Source organism: Amycolatopsis sp. NPDC102522 (genome assembly GCF_055584485.1).
The window spans coordinates 1,130,188-1,144,657 of sequence record NZ_JBVJLY010000001.1 but is presented as its reverse complement, the minus strand read 5'-3'; the positions used below and the strand labels follow the sequence as shown (position 1 = coordinate 1,144,657).

At 68.3% G+C, this 14,470-nt stretch carries 17 protein-coding genes; 3 read left to right on the top strand and 14 right to left on the bottom strand.

What is annotated here, in order from left to right; translation table 11 throughout:
- The 6 genes from ACZ6YV_RS05200 to ACZ6YV_RS05175 are packed head-to-tail and all read right to left on the bottom strand — an operon-like array spanning position 1 to position 5,410.
- A complete protein-coding gene (locus ACZ6YV_RS05200; protein ID WP_465508394.1) occupies positions 1–1,260 on the bottom strand; it encodes an acyl-CoA reductase in 1,260 nt (419 codons plus the stop codon).
- Positions 1,257–2,309, bottom strand: a complete 1,053-nt coding sequence (locus ACZ6YV_RS05195) for a LuxE/PaaK family acyltransferase (protein ID WP_465508393.1) — start codon at positions 2,307–2,309, stop codon at positions 1,257–1,259. Before ACZ6YV_RS05195 ends, ACZ6YV_RS05200 begins: the two co-directional genes overlap by 4 nt.
- A complete protein-coding gene (locus tag ACZ6YV_RS05190; RefSeq protein ID WP_465508392.1) occupies positions 2,306–3,703 on the bottom strand; it encodes an AMP-binding protein in 1,398 nt (465 codons plus the stop codon). The genes ACZ6YV_RS05195 and ACZ6YV_RS05190 overlap by 4 nt, the downstream gene beginning before the upstream one ends.
- Positions 3,703–4,428, bottom strand: coding sequence for an SDR family NAD(P)-dependent oxidoreductase (locus ACZ6YV_RS05185; RefSeq protein ID WP_465508391.1), 726 nt, complete (start codon positions 4,426–4,428; stop codon positions 3,703–3,705). The genes ACZ6YV_RS05190 and ACZ6YV_RS05185 overlap by 1 nt, the downstream gene beginning before the upstream one ends.
- Positions 4,428–4,667, bottom strand: a complete 240-nt coding sequence (locus ACZ6YV_RS05180; RefSeq protein WP_005149592.1) for an acyl carrier protein — start codon at positions 4,665–4,667, stop codon at positions 4,428–4,430. Before ACZ6YV_RS05180 ends, ACZ6YV_RS05185 begins: the two co-directional genes overlap by 1 nt.
- Positions 4,668–4,684: 17 nt before the next feature.
- On the bottom strand, positions 4,685–5,410 hold the full coding sequence (locus ACZ6YV_RS05175) for a UDP-N-acetylglucosamine acyltransferase (protein WP_465508390.1): 726 nt from the start codon (positions 5,408–5,410) through the stop codon (positions 4,685–4,687).
- A gap of 159 nt (positions 5,411–5,569) precedes the next feature.
- Here ACZ6YV_RS05175 and ACZ6YV_RS05170 point away from each other — a divergent pair, with 159 nt between their 5' ends.
- The 3 genes from ACZ6YV_RS05170 to ACZ6YV_RS05160 are packed head-to-tail and all read left to right on the top strand — an operon-like array spanning position 5,570 to position 8,199.
- Positions 5,570–6,676 (top strand): DegT/DnrJ/EryC1/StrS family aminotransferase, encoded by a 1,107-nt coding sequence (locus ACZ6YV_RS05170; RefSeq protein WP_465508389.1) that lies wholly within the window; start codon positions 5,570–5,572, stop codon positions 6,674–6,676.
- Positions 6,673–7,632, top strand: a complete 960-nt coding sequence (locus ACZ6YV_RS05165; RefSeq protein WP_465508388.1) for a Gfo/Idh/MocA family protein — start codon at positions 6,673–6,675, stop codon at positions 7,630–7,632. Before ACZ6YV_RS05170 ends, ACZ6YV_RS05165 begins: the two co-directional genes overlap by 4 nt.
- Before the next feature lie 42 nt (positions 7,633–7,674).
- On the top strand, positions 7,675–8,199 hold the full coding sequence (locus ACZ6YV_RS05160; protein WP_465508387.1) for a hypothetical protein: 525 nt from the start codon (positions 7,675–7,677) through the stop codon (positions 8,197–8,199).
- Here ACZ6YV_RS05160 and ACZ6YV_RS05155 read toward each other — a convergent pair.
- The 8 genes from ACZ6YV_RS05155 to ACZ6YV_RS05120 form a co-directional block, all read right to left on the bottom strand.
- Positions 8,189–8,947 carry a hypothetical protein gene (locus ACZ6YV_RS05155; protein ID WP_465508386.1) on the bottom strand — a complete coding sequence of 253 codons (759 nt, stop codon included), beginning with the start codon at positions 8,945–8,947 and terminating at the stop codon, positions 8,189–8,191. The two genes, ACZ6YV_RS05160 and ACZ6YV_RS05155, sit on opposite strands and share 11 nt — an antisense overlap.
- A complete protein-coding gene (locus tag ACZ6YV_RS05150) occupies positions 8,944–9,453 on the bottom strand; it encodes a SigE family RNA polymerase sigma factor (RefSeq protein ID WP_378238133.1) in 510 nt (169 codons plus the stop codon). The genes ACZ6YV_RS05155 and ACZ6YV_RS05150 overlap by 4 nt, the downstream gene beginning before the upstream one ends.
- 71 nt (positions 9,454–9,524) lie before the next feature.
- On the bottom strand, positions 9,525–10,091 hold the full coding sequence (locus ACZ6YV_RS05145) for a copper resistance CopC family protein (RefSeq protein ID WP_465508385.1): 567 nt from the start codon (positions 10,089–10,091) through the stop codon (positions 9,525–9,527).
- 124 nt (positions 10,092–10,215) lie between these two features.
- Positions 10,216–10,488: a hypothetical protein gene (locus ACZ6YV_RS05140; RefSeq protein WP_465508384.1), complete on the bottom strand. Its 273-nt coding sequence runs from the start codon at positions 10,486–10,488 to the stop codon at positions 10,216–10,218.
- A 41-nt stretch (positions 10,489–10,529) separates the two neighbouring features.
- Entirely contained in the window at positions 10,530–11,159 is a 630-nt protein-coding gene (locus ACZ6YV_RS05135; RefSeq protein ID WP_378238130.1) for an acyltransferase, read from the bottom strand.
- Positions 11,146–12,342, bottom strand: a complete 1,197-nt coding sequence (locus ACZ6YV_RS05130; RefSeq protein WP_465508383.1) for a glycosyltransferase family 4 protein — start codon at positions 12,340–12,342, stop codon at positions 11,146–11,148. Before ACZ6YV_RS05130 ends, ACZ6YV_RS05135 begins: the two co-directional genes overlap by 14 nt.
- Positions 12,343–12,368: 26 nt before the next feature.
- Positions 12,369–13,298 carry an NAD-dependent epimerase/dehydratase family protein gene (locus ACZ6YV_RS05125; protein WP_465508382.1) on the bottom strand — a complete coding sequence of 310 codons (930 nt, stop codon included), beginning with the start codon at positions 13,296–13,298 and terminating at the stop codon, positions 12,369–12,371.
- 7 nt (positions 13,299–13,305) lie between these two features.
- Positions 13,306–14,436, bottom strand: a complete 1,131-nt coding sequence (locus ACZ6YV_RS05120; protein WP_465508381.1) for a DegT/DnrJ/EryC1/StrS family aminotransferase — start codon at positions 14,434–14,436, stop codon at positions 13,306–13,308.
- Positions 14,437–14,470: the final 34 nt, after the last annotated feature.

Here is a 14,470-nt window from a genome sequence, read left to right as displayed (position 1 = left end):
TCAGGCCTGTACGGTCACCAAGCGGCTGAACTCGGTCAGCAGATCGTAGCCGTCCCAAATCGCGGAGAACGTCAGGGCCGATCCGAAGGGAACGACACGGTCGACGCCGCGGCCCGCCAATTCCGTCACGAATTGCGTCAATTCTTCTTTGCTGAAGCCGAATTGACCGACGGTTTGATCTTTGCGGAGCACGATCGGGACGAGGTCGGAAAGCGTTTCCACCCGCGCGTTGGCGAAAGTGCCCGCGCCGAGCCATTCGCGCGGCAGGATCGCGGGGTCGGCGAGTTCGAGCGTCGCGAGGCCGTTGCCCTGGAACTCGATGCCGCTGACGAGTCCGTCGACGGCCGCGCCGTACGCCGAAACCCGCTTCTGCACGGCCATCGCGGGCTCGGTGACGTGCTGTTTCGTCGCCAGCACCTCGGCGAGCAGCTTCCGGAACTCCTGCCCGGCTTCCTTCGCCCCGGCTTCCTCGCCGACCCAGAACACCGCACGCGGTGACGAGCAGGCGGCCTGGTCGAACCAGTACGAGTCGTTGTAGAAGCCCTCGGCCGCGCCGCGGCGCTCGGTCTCGGAGGCGTTCTGCCAGCCGCGCACCGACGCGACCGCGAACGACGACCTGTCCGGGAAGGTCAGGTCGCGTGCGTGCGGAGCCAGCGGGTACTTGCGCAGCGCCGCGACCGAGGTGTCTCCGCCCCAGATGACCCGCAGGTCCGCGGCGACCGACAGCGCGCCGCTGATCGCGTCGCTGCGGTCGTAGGTGACCATGCGCTGCGTCGCGGTGATCGCGGCGGCGGTGTCGGCGTCCACTTCGGACAGTGCGGCGTTCAGCGCCTCCAGCACCGTCTCGGCCGCACCGGCCGAACGGGAGGACACGCGGACGACGTTGTGGTTGCCCGCCAGCGCCGAAAGTGCCCACGAGTACACGAAAATCGTGTCGACGTTGGCGGGCGGGACGTGGAAGACGAGTCCGCGCGGGAAGCGCAGGGCAGCAGTGGAATTCTCTGAAGCAGCCGAAGTCTCCAAAGTGGACAGTGCTTTGGCGATCTCTCCCTTGCGCAGGAAGAAACCAAGCGATGCGAGCTCCGGGAAGCGGCGAGCCGTCGCGGGCGCGAGCAGCTTGCGCGCGAACTTCGTCAGGAACTCGACGACGCGCGGGTCACCGACACGCAGCCGTCCGCCGACGGGCTCGGCCCGCAGCTCTTCGACGAGCTTGTCGACCTCGATCGCGTCCGAAACCGGAAAACGCTGGTTGAGAGTCATGCCGCCGCCCCCTGGAAGGTGTCCGAGCAACCGCGGGCCTCGGCCTTGGGCAGCCTGCCCATGACGGAGAAGTGCTTGCCCGGCCAGTCGCCGTCGTCGATCCCGTTGTAGACACCGAGGTCTTCGGTGAGCAGAACTTGCCCCGGGTACGAATGCGGCAGCGTGCTGACGACCTCGATCACGCCCGGCTCGCCGACCGGCTGCTCTTCCCAGGTTTCCGGGTTCCGGATCACCACGTCCGCGAAATCGGGGCAGTACAGCGAGTTCCCGGAAGGGCCTTCGAGGAACACGGTGCCGATCTGCTCGATCATCCCGTAGTAGTTGTGGATCCGGGTCAGGCCGGTGTCCTCTTTGAAGCGACGGCGGAACTCGGTGTTGTCGACCGCGCGGTCGATCAGCTTCTTCCAGCCGCCGGAGTGGATCAGGATCCCGTTGGACAGATCGAGCTTGTGCTCACGCGCGACCTCGTAGAGGTACTGCCACACCATGAAGGTGAAGCCGAAGATCAGGAACGGCTTGTCGCCGTAGGTCGCGAGGAAGGTCTTGACGGCCTCGACGTCCGGCTGGTCGTTCTCGTCGAGCACGTAGGTGTGCTTGCGGCCGAAGTTCGCCATGCCCAGCACGCCCGCGCCGCGCGCGGAGAAGGAGCGGCGGTTCTTGATGATGCCGATCGTGTCGACCATCAGCATCGGCAGGCGCTCGTTGCCGAGGACCTCTTGCAGCGTGGCGCCGAGCTGCTTGGTCTGCGCGCCGGCGGCGGCCTTGTCCAGGTAGATCCGGGACGCGCCCGCGCCGGTGGTGCCCGAGGACGTCAGCGTCTTGAAGATTTCGGACTCCGGAATGGACCGCAGGTCGTGCGTCTTGAACATCCGCACCGGCAGCCACGGCAGGTCCGCGATTGAGGCGAACGAAGCGTCCCGCGCGATGCCGAGCGACGAGAGGATGCGTTCGTAGCCTTCGGAGTTCTCGCGATGGTGCGCGGTCAGCTCGGCGAGCTGCGGAAGCAAGTGCTTCTCACGCTCGGCCTGAGACAACGTAAAGACGCTCATACCTGGGCCTCCAGCGACCGGTAGTCGATCTTGCCGCTGGCCAGCAGCGGCACGGTGTCGCATGCGCGGACGTCGAACCCGCTGGTGTGCAGGTGCAGCCGTTCGGACAGCGCCTTCGACGCGTCCTTGCAGATGTCCTTGTCGGCGCCTTCGGCGAACAGGACGACCTTGTCCCCGGCCGCGACGGCGGCCACGACGTCGATCCCCACCGAAGCAGAACGCACGGCGTGCTCGAGATCATCCAGGCTGACCCGGTTGCCGAAGACCTTGCCGATCCGCTTGAGCCGTCCGGTGATGTAGAGGAACCCGTCCTCGTCGAGGTAGCCGAGGTCGCCGGTGGGCAGCACGCCGCCCCATTCGTCGCCCGCGGCCAGCCCGGCCTCGTCGTCGGCGTAGCCCATCATCACGTTGGGGCCGCGGTAGACGACCTCGCCGACGATCTTCGGGTGCTTGGTCTCGGAGCCGTCCTCGCGCCGGATGGCGAACGAGCCGCCGGGCAGCGCGGGCCCGGCGGAACCGAGCTTCTCCGCGAGGCGCTCCGCCGGGACGGTGGTCATCCGCGGCGCGGCCTCGGTCTGCCCGTACATGACGAACATCCGCCCGCCGACCTCGCGGATCTTGTCGTTGAACTGGGCGACGAGGTCGTCGCGGAGTTTGCCGCCCGCCTGCGTCAGCGTGCGCAGTGTCGGGTACTTCGCCGGGTCGAACTTGAGGCGCCGCAGCATCTCGTAGTGGTACGGCACACCCGCGAGCGAGGTGACCTTGTGTTCGTTGACCGCGTCCCAGAACCCGCGTCCGAGCACGCCGGAGGGCTCGATGACCACGGTCGCGCCGCGGACGAGGTGGGAGTTCAGCACGGACAGGCCGTAGCTGTAGTGCAGCGGGAGGCTGGTCGGCGCGATCTCGTGCCGGTCGATGCCGAGCACTTGCGCGATCGCGTCGGCGTTGGCGAACACCGCGCCGCGCGAGAGCCGGACCAGCTTCGGGTTGCCGGTGGAACCGCTGGTCGGCAGCAGGATCGCCAGGTGGGGATGCGGCTCGACACCTTCGGCGGACTCGCGGACCCAGTGCCCGTCCGAGACGCCGTACCCCTCGGGCGCGGGCGCGTCCGGCGCGGACAGCACGGCGGCCGGACGGAAGCGCTCGATGAGCCCCGCCAGGACGTCGGCGTCCAGCGCCGGGTCGATCAGCGCGATCGCCCGGCCCGCTTCGAAGGCGCCGAGGTAGTTCAGCACGCTTTCGAGGTCCACGGACATCCGCGCGAACAGCGCGCCCGGCGGCAGCAGCCCCAGCGCGGCCCCCACGCGGGCGACCTCGGTGTCGAGCTCCTCGCCCGCGAGCGTCTTGCCGCTCGTGACGTCGATCAGTCGTGCGCCCACACCCAACAAGGTCATTACAGAACAAGTCCTCCGTCGATGCCCAGCACCTGGCCGGTGATGAACGAGGCGTCATCACTGACGAGGAACCGGATCGCGTTCGCCACGTCCTCGGGCGTCCCGAGCCGTCCGAGGGGCGTCTTGCCGATGTTCTCGGCCTTCGCGTCCTCCGTCAGGCCCGAGGTCAGGTCGGTGTCGATGACGCCGGGCGCCACCGCGTTGACCCGGATCCCGGAGCGGCCGAGTTCCTTCGCGGCCGAACGCGCGATGTTCGCCACCGCCGCCTTCGAAGCCGCGTACACCGTCTGACCGGCGCTTCCGTGCTCGCCGACGATCGAAGCCAGCACCACGATGGCTCCGGTCTTCTTGCGCATCATCGCCCTGGCCGCGGCCTGGACGGTGTGCAGCGTGCCGGCGACGTTCGTGCTCAGCGTGGTGTCGACGAGCTCTTCGCGGATCATGCCGAGGAGCGCGTCTTCCATGATCCCGGCGTTGGCGACCACGATGTCGAGCTTGCCGTGCTCCTTGGCCACGCCGCGGACCACCGTCGACACGGCCTTGGCGTCGGTCACGTCCAGCGCGAGGCCGCTCGCGGCGCCCGCGGCGGCCGCCGCTTCCTTGGCCTTGGCCTCGTCGCGGCCTGTCAGCACCACGGTGGCGCCCGCCTCGGCGAGCGCCCGCGCGGTGGCGAGCCCGATACCTCGGGTTCCGCCGGTGACCAGGGCGATCCTGCCTTCGAGCATCACTTGGACTGGAGGTCGGTGACCATGTCGACGGCGACCTTGAAGCTGGACATGTCGATCACCTGGTCGGTGTCGAATTCCACATCGAACTCGTCCTCGATGGCCGCGACCAGCGCCATGTGACCGACCGAGTCCCAGGCCTCGATGTCGCGGTACTTGAGGTTTTCGACGTCGACCTCGCCATCGAGGTCCAGCGCCTCGACGAAGACCTCACGCAGCTTGCCGGCGACTTCCGCCATTTTGTGACTCCTAGCACTCACTCGCGCGGACGGGCGTCCCACGCCTTCACCAAGGTAGAGAGGTCGCCGGGCAGCCGGTCGGCCAGCCCGTCGTCAGGGAGACCGGCCTTACCCTTCAGCCACGGTCCCAGTGCCTCGATGGTGGCCTCGTCCAGGCCCCGGCGGGACAGGCCCACCGTATTGACGCCTGTCACCCGTGCGGGGTTGCCGACGGCGATGGTGAACGCGCCCACCTCCTTGCGGACCGCGGAGCTCATCCCGACCATCGCGCCGGGGCCGATGACGACCCGCTGGTGCAGGATCGCGCCCATGCCCAGGTTCGCCCCGGCCCAGATGTGGCAGTGGCCGCCGGTGATGACGTTCGAGGCGACCGTGACGGCGTCCTCGACCAGGCAGTCGTGGGCGATGTGGGAGCCACGGAGGAAGTAGCCGCCGTCGCCGACGGTGGTCGTGCGCCAGGTGCCCTGGTGGACGCTGACGTACTCGCGGATCCGGTTGCGGCTGCCGATGACGACGCCGTGGCCGTCGTGATCGGGATCACCGTTCGGCGCGGATTCCCAGGCGGCGGGGTGTTCGCGGCCGCGGTCCTCGCCCGGGGTCCCGATGGTCACGTGCGGGCCGATCCAGTTGCCGTCGCCGATGCGCGCGGGGCCCACGATGACGGTGAACGGTCCGATGACGTTGTCGTCGCCGAGCTCGACACCCTCGCCGATGATCGCTGTCGGGTGGATGCGGTTCACCACGTGAGATCCGTTCGTCGTGGCTGGGAGGCAGCCTGGGGTAATGGGCGCTTCGGCGGTCCCGGTAACGTGTGGCCCGCGCCAGAGAGGGCGGCCGGGGCGCAGAACCGGCGGCTCACTGTACCGGACGCACCAGAACGCCCAGTCGAGAGAGACTTGCAGATGATCCCCATTACCGTGGTCGACGTCCGTGACGCGGAGGACCTCGTCGTCGAGGTGCTGCGATCCGGCGCCATCGCACAGGGACCGATGGTCAAGCGCTTCGAGGACGCGTTCGCGAGCGTTTCCGGCACGAAGCACGCGATCGCCGTCAACAACGGCACCACCGCGCTGGTCGCCGCCATCCAGGCGCTCGACCTCAAGCCAGGCGACGAGGTCGTCACCTCGCCGTTCACCTTCGTGGCGACGCTGAACGCGATCCTGGAAGCGGGCGCGACAGTGCGCTTCGCCGACATCCGGCGCGACGACTTCGCGATCGACACGGACGCCGTGGCCGCCGCGATCACCGACCGCACCAAGGTCCTGATGCCCGTGCACCTCTACGGGCAGACAGCGGACATGGGCAAGCTCGCGCCGCTGGCCGCCGAGCACGGTCTCAAGATCATCGAAGACTCGGCGCAGGCCGTCGGCGCGTCGTTCGAGGGCAAGCAGGCCGGATCCTTCGGGATCGGCTGTTTCTCCTTGTACGCCACCAAGAACATCACCACCGCCGAGGGCGGGGTCATCACCACGGATGACGACAAGCTGGCCGACGCGCTGCGCGTGCTGCGCAACCAGGGCATGCGCGCCCGGTATCAGTACGAGGTCGCCGGGCACAACTACCGGATGACCGACCTGCACGCCGCCGTCGGCATCCCGCAGCTGGAGAAGCTGGACCAGCTCACCGCCGCCCGCCAGGCCAACGCGAAGCGCCTTTCCGAAGGCCTCGCCGGCACGCCGGGCCTGGACATCCCGCAGGTCCTGCCGGGCCGCGAACACGTGTGGCACCAGTACACCGTGCTGGTCGGCCCGCACGCCTTCCTCTCGCGCGACGAACTCGCCGCCGCCCTCACCGAAAAGGGCATCGGCAACGGGATCTACTACCCGAAGATCGTGTTCGACTACGACTGCTACCGGAACAACCCGCTGATCCCCGACGCCAAGGTCGGAGACTTCCCGGTGGCCGCTTCCGTCGCCGCGCAGGCGCTTTCGCTGCCGGTGCACCCGCACCTTTCCGAGTCCGATCTGGACACCATCATCGAAACGGTTCGCGAGGTACTCGGCGCATGACGACGCACAAGATCGCCCTCATCGGCACCGGGAACATGGGTTCGCTGCACGCCCGTGTGCTCGCCGCGAACGAGCGCGTGGACCTCGTCCGCGTGATCGACCCGCGTGAAGAGGCGGGCCGCAAGGTCGCCGAGCGCTACGAAACCCAGTGGACGCCCGAAATCGGCTCACTGTCCGATGTGGACGCCGTCGTACTCGCTTCGGCCACCGAGGCGCATTACGAGCTGGCGCAGGAGATCCTGGGCCAGGGCAAGCCGTTGCTGGTCGAGAAGCCGGTGTGCAACAGCCTGGAATTCTCCAAGGAGATCGTCGGGCTTTCGGCGAAGAAGGACGTCCCGCTGATGTGCGGGCTCCTGGAGCGCTACAACCCGGCCGTGATGACCGCGCGGGCGCTGGTCAACGAGCCGATCCACCTGATGGCCCGCCGCCACGGCCCCTACGCGCCGCGCATCAAGACCGGTGTCGCGTGGGACCTGCTGGTGCACGACGTCGACCTGGCGATCCAGTTCTTCGGCGGCGCGACCCCGCAGCGGGTCGCCTCCGGCGCCGGCTACTTCCACCCGAACTCGGTCGAAGGCGCCGAAGACACCATCGAGACGGTGCTGTCGTTCGAATCCGGGCTCGCCACGGTTTCCGCGTCCCGCCTCGGGCAGCGCAAGGTCCGTTCGCTCTGGGTGTCCGAGCTGGACCGCATGATCGAGATCGACCTGCTGCGCCGCGACGTCACCATCTACCGGCACGTCTCGCACGACTCGGTCACCGAGGACGGCCTCGGCTACCGGCAGCAGACCGTCATCGAGATCCCGGAACTGGTCACCGCGCGCGAACCCCTCGCGACCCAGTTGGACCGTTTCCTGGAGCTGCTCGAAGGCAAGATCGACGCCGACACCGAGCGCGACCTGATCCTGCCCTCGCACTCCGTCGTCGACCAGGTGCTGACGCAGGCCGCGGCCTGACGTCAGGGACCTGTCCCCGCCGGGCACGGCTAACGTCCGCGGGTGCCCAAGACCCTCAAGCGCGCGACGACCGTTCTGGCCCTGGCGGCGTTGACGTGGATGATCACCACGGGGCTGCTCTCGATCCTCGCCGCCGCGCAAGCCGTGGACACCGAAGTTCCGGAAGGCATGTCCCGCTTCCGTCGGGAGGATTCGGGTTCGTCGGCCATCATCTGGTTCCTCGTGCTCGGCGTCGTCCACATGGCGCTGTGCGTGGTGACCAGGGCGGGCCGGAATTGGGCACGGGTGGCCCTCACCGTTTCGGCGTGCTTCATGAGCCTCATCCTGCTGACCACCGTGATCCTCGCGGTGGTCGGCTATGTGGACGCGACCGAGCGCGCCTCCGAGCTGGGCGGCGAAGTACAGGTGCCGGGCCTGGGGATCGCCCTCATCGTGATCAACATGCTCGTTTTCACGGCGACCGTGTTCGGCATCGTCGGGTTGCACCGGTCCCCGGTCAACGCCTATTTCGCCGAAATCCGGCGACCGCGCCTCGGCTCCGGTGGAGATCAGTCGTTCACTTCGTGAGGCGCTGGCCCCTCGCGTCGTAGGCGATGAGGGGGGTCAGGACGCCCGCCGACTCCACCTGGGAAGCGTCGAACCAGAAGATGGCGACCGTCGGGTCTTCGCTCCAGGGGACCACCTTCGCCTCGACCGGCTTCCCCCGGACCGTGCTGGTGATCCGCGCCGCCGAGCCGGAGAAGTAGCCGAACACGGGGACGAACGCGCCCTGGACCAGATCCCCGCCGTCCACCGCGTGGAAGCCGAACGACCGGTCGGTTTTCTTGTACTCGTTGCTGGTCATCAGGTCTTCGTAGGTACCGTCGTCGTTCCGGTACGCGACCCGCAGGGCGAACTCGACCTCCGGCAGGGCGGGCTCGTCGAGCGCGGAAGCGTAGAGCACCATCTCCCGGCCGCCATCGCCCTTGGTCTCGAGTGAGATGACGTTGCCCAGCGGCGCCGGGCTCGGCGAGGCGCTGGTGATCGTCGGCCGCGGTGCGGGCGTCGGCAGCAGCGACGGCGACGGCGACGACGACGGAGCGCTCGCGGCCGGCGGAAGCGGTCGCTGGGCGGGCGCCGGCTCCCTCAGCGCGACCGCGCCGACGATGACCAGCACCGTCACCACGGTGGCGGCGACCCCGCCCGCGCCGGTCGCGAGACGGCGACGGCGGCGGATACGGCCGCCCTTCGCCATGATCGCGCCGAGGTCGGGCTCGGTGAACTCCTCGGCAGGCGGTTCCCGCAAAGCCGAGCGCAGCGTCTCGAGGTCGGTCATCGTCCCAGCCCCCCGATCAGTTCCGTTCCGTCCTCCGCGGTGATCCGCAGCTTGGTCAGGGCGCGGGAGTTGGTGCTCTTCACGGTGCCCACCGAGACACCCAGCTCACCCGCCACATCGGATTCCTTCAAGTCGAAGAAGTGCCGGAGCACCACTACGGCTCTCTCCCGGTCTGTGAGCGTACGCAACGCGTCAAGGAGCCATTTCCGCTGGACAACGGCCCCGGCGACGTCCAGCCCGCTCGGCCGCTCGGGGATCTCCTCGGTGGCGTTCTCGCGGATAGGGCGCCGCCAGCCGTCGATGACATGGTTGACGAGGACCTGCCGCGCGTAGGCGTAGGCGTCCTTGCGACGCACCCGCGACCAGGCCGCGTACGTCTTGGCGAGCGCCGTCTGGGCGGCGTCCTCGGCCTGATGGCGGTCGCTGGTCAGCAGGTAGGCCGCATGCTGAAGACGGGTCGACGAGTTCCGCACGAACTCGACGAACTCGTCATCGCCGCGAGCCACCCTGGTCCTCATCTCCGTTCGACGGTTGACCACCTGAAAGGTTGCCTCAACCGCTGCCGTTCCGTGAAGGCTCAGTCCTTCCGTCGAGTGAACCGGAGCGCGACGACGAGACCGGCGGCGACCACGGCGACCGCGAGGACGATCCACACCCAGGTCGGCAGCAGGCCTTCGGGAGTGGTCTCGCCGGCCGGCGGTGTCGGGGCTTGGCTGCTCGCCGGGGGCTGGCTGTTCGCTGGGGGTTGGCTGGTCGGGGCCTGGCTGCTCTGGACTGGGGCGCTGAGGTTGAACTTCACCGAGCCGCTCGCGACGTGCGAGTCCTCGAAGGTCACCTTGTAGCGGAGGGTGTACTCGCCCGCGGGTCCGACGGCCTGGACCGGCGCGGTGACGACCATGCCGGCGACCTCCGCCCGGCCGACCGTCCACGAGGCGTTCTCGGGGCCGGTGATCTGGATCGGGTTCTCGGGGAGAGTGACCGGGCCGGTGAAGGTCAGCTTGATCTGCGTCGGCGGCGTCGCGAGCGAAGCGCCCCTCGCCGGGTCGCTGCTCTTCAGCTCCGAATGGGCCAGCGCCGGGGTCGCGGCGCCCAGCAGGGCCAACCCGGTGACCAGCAACGACGCGGCGAACCGCTTTAACCTCATCTGCCACCCTCCTCGCCGGGGAACTCGCACGCTGAGCCTAATAGTCGGCTCTGGCGGGGTGGTGGTTCCCGTCAGACTGAGGATTGAGGCGTAACTCGCGTGATCAGAGACGTGACTCGCGTGATCAGGGGCGTCGCGCGTGGCGGGTGGTCAGCGCGTCGAGGTCGGGGCGGCTCGTGACCAGAACATCCGGTACGCGAATGGTCAACGGCTCGTCGGCGAGCAAAGGTTCGACTCCGGCGAAGGCTGCCAGACCCGCGAGCCGCTCATCCAGCAAGTACGCGAGCCGCGTCACCGCCAGTTGGTGCCGGGTGTCCAGGGATGGTGCCGCGACCAGGACTCCGCCGGACACTTCGACCCGGTTCTGGGGCATGGCCGCCCAGACGTCGAGAGTCACCTGTCGTGAGTGATCAGTGTCGTTAGAACGACCCAAAACACTCACGACTCCGTGAAGTCGCCTGCCGGAGCACCCCAGGACGAAGAAGTGTCCCCCCGCTCCTCAGCCAGCGCACGCCGCCGCGCGTTCTCGCCACGCACACGCTCCACTTCGGACTGGATGTACTCGTCGTCGTAGCGCTGGAACACCCGCGCGGGGTTGCCCGCCACGAGGCTGCGCGGCGGGACGTCCTTGGCGACCACGGAGTTCGGCTGCACGGTGGCGAAATCGCCGATCGTCACGCCCGCCATGATCACCACGAGGCCGCCGATGAAGCAGCCTTTGCCGATCTTCACGGGCTTGCGTTCGATGAGGTCGCTGCCGGAGTGGTTCTGCAGCGTCATGTTCGCGAGCCAGCTGGAATGGGTGAAGATCAGCGTGTTCAGGCCGATGCTGGTGTGCTCGCCGATCTCCAGCCCACCGCTCGCGTCGAGCGCGGCGCCTTCGCCGATCCAGCAGTGTTCGCCGATCGTCAGGTTCTCCGGGCTGATGATCTTGACGCGTTCGCGCACCCTCGTCGACTCCGGCAGCCCGTAGAAACGGGCGCGCTCGGCGTCGTTCATGTACTGCGAAACGAGTTCGGTCAGGATCTGCGGGCGCAGGCGGTTGCTGCGCTCGTCATCGAAGAACATCGGCCTCGGTCACCAGTTTCTCGAAGGTGCGCAGGTGTTCTTCGGCGACGACGTCGAGGCCGAAGTTGGCCCGTACCATCGCGCTTTCGCGCTGTGCCACCAAAGCCCGCTTCTCCGGGTCGTCGAGCAGTTCGATGACGGTGTTCGCCACCGCCTCGCTGTCGTCCGGGCGCACCAGCAGGATGTTCTCGCCGTTGCGGAGTTCGATGCCGGGGTAGTTGTCCTCGGTCACCGAAGCGATGGTCGCGGTACCCGAGAGCATCGCCTCCAGCGACGCGGTGCCGCAGCCGCCGTTGAGGTCGTGCGTGACGATGTCTGCGGCGGCGAAGTACGCGGGCACGTCCGCCTTCGGGACGGCGCCGGTGACGATGATGGCGTCCGCGACACCGAGTTCTTCCGCCCGCTTCAGGAAGACGTCGTGATAGACGCGGCCGACGACGACCACCTTCACGCCGGGGTGCTTGTCCAAAATGGACGGCAGCGCCTCGACCAGCGGAAGCCGGTTGCGCAGCGGGATCACGTGCCCGAGCGAGACGATCACCGGACCGTCGCCCAGGTTGTGCTCCGCCCGCACGTCCTTGGTGAGCGGCTTCTCGAAGTTCCCGGTGTCGACGGCGATCGGGAAGTAGTCCGAGTTGTCGTCGCTGGTGCCGTAGCGCTCGACGCAGTAGTCGACCCCGAGCTTGTCGAGGATGACGTACCGCGGCTTGAGGTAGCGCAGGATCGGGTTCACCAGCACGGTGTCCAGGAACCGGAAGACACCACCGTACAGCTTGTTGTCGCTGATCAGCAGGGTGTGGATGGTCAGCAGCATCGGCAGCTTGTGCCGCCGCGCGTACCGCCCGGCCAGCCACGACAGGTCGAAGAACTGCCCGTGCAGGTGGATCGCGTCCGGTTTGAACTCGTCCAGCAGGGCCCGCAGCCGCCGCCAGTTCCCCGGCCGCAGCGAGGCGAAGCTCATGTCGAAGTCGATCGACAGGCCCAGCTGCGGCATCTTCACCGCGGGCAGGCGGACGACGCGGTAGCCGTCCTTCGTCTCGTCGGCCGGGGCGTCGGCGTAGGCCGCGGTGATCGCGAGCACCTCGTGCCCGCGCGCCGCGTACTGCTCGGCCAGGGACGCCGCCATGTGCGCGCTTCCGCCCACCCTCGGCGGGAAGAAATTGTTCACCACGGCGATACGCATGGGGCGGCTCTCCCCTGGCCCGGCACTCACTCGGAGGCCTTCACCAGTTCGTGCATGCCCTCTTCCACGGAGATCTTCGGCTCCCAGCCGAGGACCTCGCGGGCACGGGTGATGTCCGCGGCGCGCCGCGAAACGAGCACGTCGCGCTCGTTGAACAGCGGCTCGACGTTGACGCCGACGGCGTCGATGAGGATCTTCGCCAGCGTCGCGATCGAGGTGTCGATCCCGGTGCCGATGTTGATCGGCACTCCTGACTGCTCCGACTCGAGCGCCGCGACGACCGAGCGGGCCAGGTCCGTGACGTGCACGAAGTCCATCGACTGGTCGCCGCGGCCGTCGATGATCGGCGGCTGGCCGGCGCGCAGGCGCTGGATGAAGTGGTTGATCACCGACGTGTAGTAGGCCTCGATCTTCTGGCCGGGGCCGTACACGTTGAAGAACCTCAGCGCGTTCCAGGACAGGCCCTTGGTGCGCTCGTAGAAGCCGAGCATGTCTTCGCCCGCGCGCTTCGAGATGCAGTACGGCGTGAGCGGCTTGAGCTCGTCGTCCTCGTGCATCGGCAGGCGCTTCGGTTCGCCGTAGACGGACGCGGTCGAGGCGAACACGACCCGCTCGACACCCTCGTCCGCCGCGGCGGCGAAGACGTTGTGGTTGCCGACCATGTTGATGTCGATCGACTCGTGCGGGTCCGCGACGGACTTGTTGATCGACACGGTCGCGAAGTGGATGACGTGCGTGCAGCCGCGCATGGCCTCGCGCACGGCGCCGCCGTAGCGGACGTCCTTCTCGACCAGTTCGACCTTGCCGGTGGCGACGAACTCGTTGATCCGGGCGCGGTCGCCGCGGGTCATGTTGTCGAAGACGCGGACGGTGTAGCCACCCTCGATCAGCATCGGGATGACGTGCGCGGCGATGAAACCGCCGCCCCCGGTGAAGAAGACCTTCTTGTCGGGCATTTCTCTCCTAGCTCGGCAGTGCGGCGCTGACGGTCCCGATGACCCTGTCGACCTGGGCATCGGTGAGGTTGGCGTGCATCGGGATGGCGAGATGACGGGCGAAGAGGTCCGCCGACACCGGCAAGGTCTGCTTCTTGCCGTAGATGGGCTGCAGGTGCGAAGCGTAGGTGCCGAAGTTGCACTGCACGCCCTGCTCACGGATCCGCAGCGCGAGCGCATCGCGGTCGATCTCCGGGGCCACGGTGAGGATGTAGGCCTGCCACGGGTGTTCGCGGTCCGGCAGTTCCACCGGGACGTCGAGACCGGGCAGGTTCTCGAAAGCCTCGTGGTAGCGCTTGGCCACCGAACGGCGGGCCGAGAGCAGGTCCGGGAGGCGGTCCAGCTGCACGTTCATGATCGCGGCCTGCACGTCCGAGAGCCGGAAGTTGTAGCCCAGCTCGTGGAACTCCGGGATCGGCAGGGCGCCGGAACCCTCGCGGGTGATGGCGGGCTCGATGCCGTAGGTGTGCAGCTTGCGCGCGTGCGCCATGAGGTCTTCGCGGTCCGAGACCAGCGCGCCGCCTTCGCCCGCGGTGATGCCCTTGCGGCCGTGGAAGGAGAACGCGGCCAGGTCGGCGAGGCTGCCGGCCGGGCGGGTCTTGTAGGTCGCGCCCGCGGCGCAGGCGGCGTCCTCGAAGAGCCACAGGCCGTGCTTGTCGGCGATGGCGCGGTACTCGTCGAAGTCGCCCGGCTGCCCGGCGACGTCGACGGCGAGGATGCCGACGGTGCGCGGGGTGATCAGGGCTTCGATCGACGCCGGGTCGGCGCTCCACACGTCCGGGCGGATGTCCGCGAACACCGGCGTCGCGCCCGCTTGGAGCACGGCGTGGCCGGTGGCGGGGAAGGTGTAGTCACCGACGATGACCTCGTCGCCCGGCTTCACGCCGAGCACACGGAGCCCGAGGAAGAGTGCCGACCCACAGTTGCTGGTGGTCAGGGCGTGCGCGGTGCCGACGGTCTTCGCGAAGCGTTCCTCGAAACGGCGGCACGCGGGGCCGGCGCCGGCCAGCCAGCCGGACCGGAACACCTCCGCCACGGCGGCGAGTTCTTCGTCGCCGACGGTCGGCTGACCGAGGACCACCTGTTCCTGCTCAGACATACCTCTCCCATTGCGTGGGGACCCGGCGAAGTGT

Coding starts and splice junctions, on each gene's coding strand:
- ACZ6YV_RS05165 (WP_465508388.1), top strand. CDS start 6,673: ATGACGACGCACAAGATCGCCCTCATCGGCACCGGGAACATGGGTTCG.
- ACZ6YV_RS05190 (WP_465508392.1), bottom strand. CDS start 3,703: ATGACCTTGTTGGGTGTGGGCGCACGACTGATCGACGTCACGAGCGGC.
- ACZ6YV_RS05130 (WP_465508383.1), bottom strand. CDS start 12,342: ATGCGTATCGCCGTGGTGAACAATTTCTTCCCGCCGAGGGTGGGCGGA.
- ACZ6YV_RS05195 (WP_465508393.1), bottom strand. CDS start 2,309: ATGAGCGTCTTTACGTTGTCTCAGGCCGAGCGTGAGAAGCACTTGCTT.
- ACZ6YV_RS05145 (WP_465508385.1), bottom strand. CDS start 10,091: ATGAGGTTAAAGCGGTTCGCCGCGTCGTTGCTGGTCACCGGGTTGGCC.
- ACZ6YV_RS05125 (WP_465508382.1), bottom strand. CDS start 13,298: ATGCCCGACAAGAAGGTCTTCTTCACCGGGGGCGGCGGTTTCATCGCC.
- ACZ6YV_RS05185 (WP_465508391.1), bottom strand. CDS start 4,428: ATGCTCGAAGGCAGGATCGCCCTGGTCACCGGCGGAACCCGAGGTATC.
- ACZ6YV_RS05120 (WP_465508381.1), bottom strand. CDS start 14,436: ATGTCTGAGCAGGAACAGGTGGTCCTCGGTCAGCCGACCGTCGGCGAC.
- ACZ6YV_RS05200 (WP_465508394.1), bottom strand. CDS start 1,260: ATGACTCTCAACCAGCGTTTTCCGGTTTCGGACGCGATCGAGGTCGAC.
- ACZ6YV_RS05155 (WP_465508386.1), bottom strand. CDS start 8,947: ATGACCGACCTCGAGACGCTGCGCTCGGCTTTGCGGGAACCGCCTGCC.
- ACZ6YV_RS05170 (WP_465508389.1), top strand. CDS start 5,570: ATGATCCCCATTACCGTGGTCGACGTCCGTGACGCGGAGGACCTCGTC.
- ACZ6YV_RS05180 (WP_005149592.1), bottom strand. CDS start 4,667: ATGGCGGAAGTCGCCGGCAAGCTGCGTGAGGTCTTCGTCGAGGCGCTG.
- ACZ6YV_RS05135 (WP_378238130.1), bottom strand. CDS start 11,159: ATGTTCTTCGATGACGAGCGCAGCAACCGCCTGCGCCCGCAGATCCTG.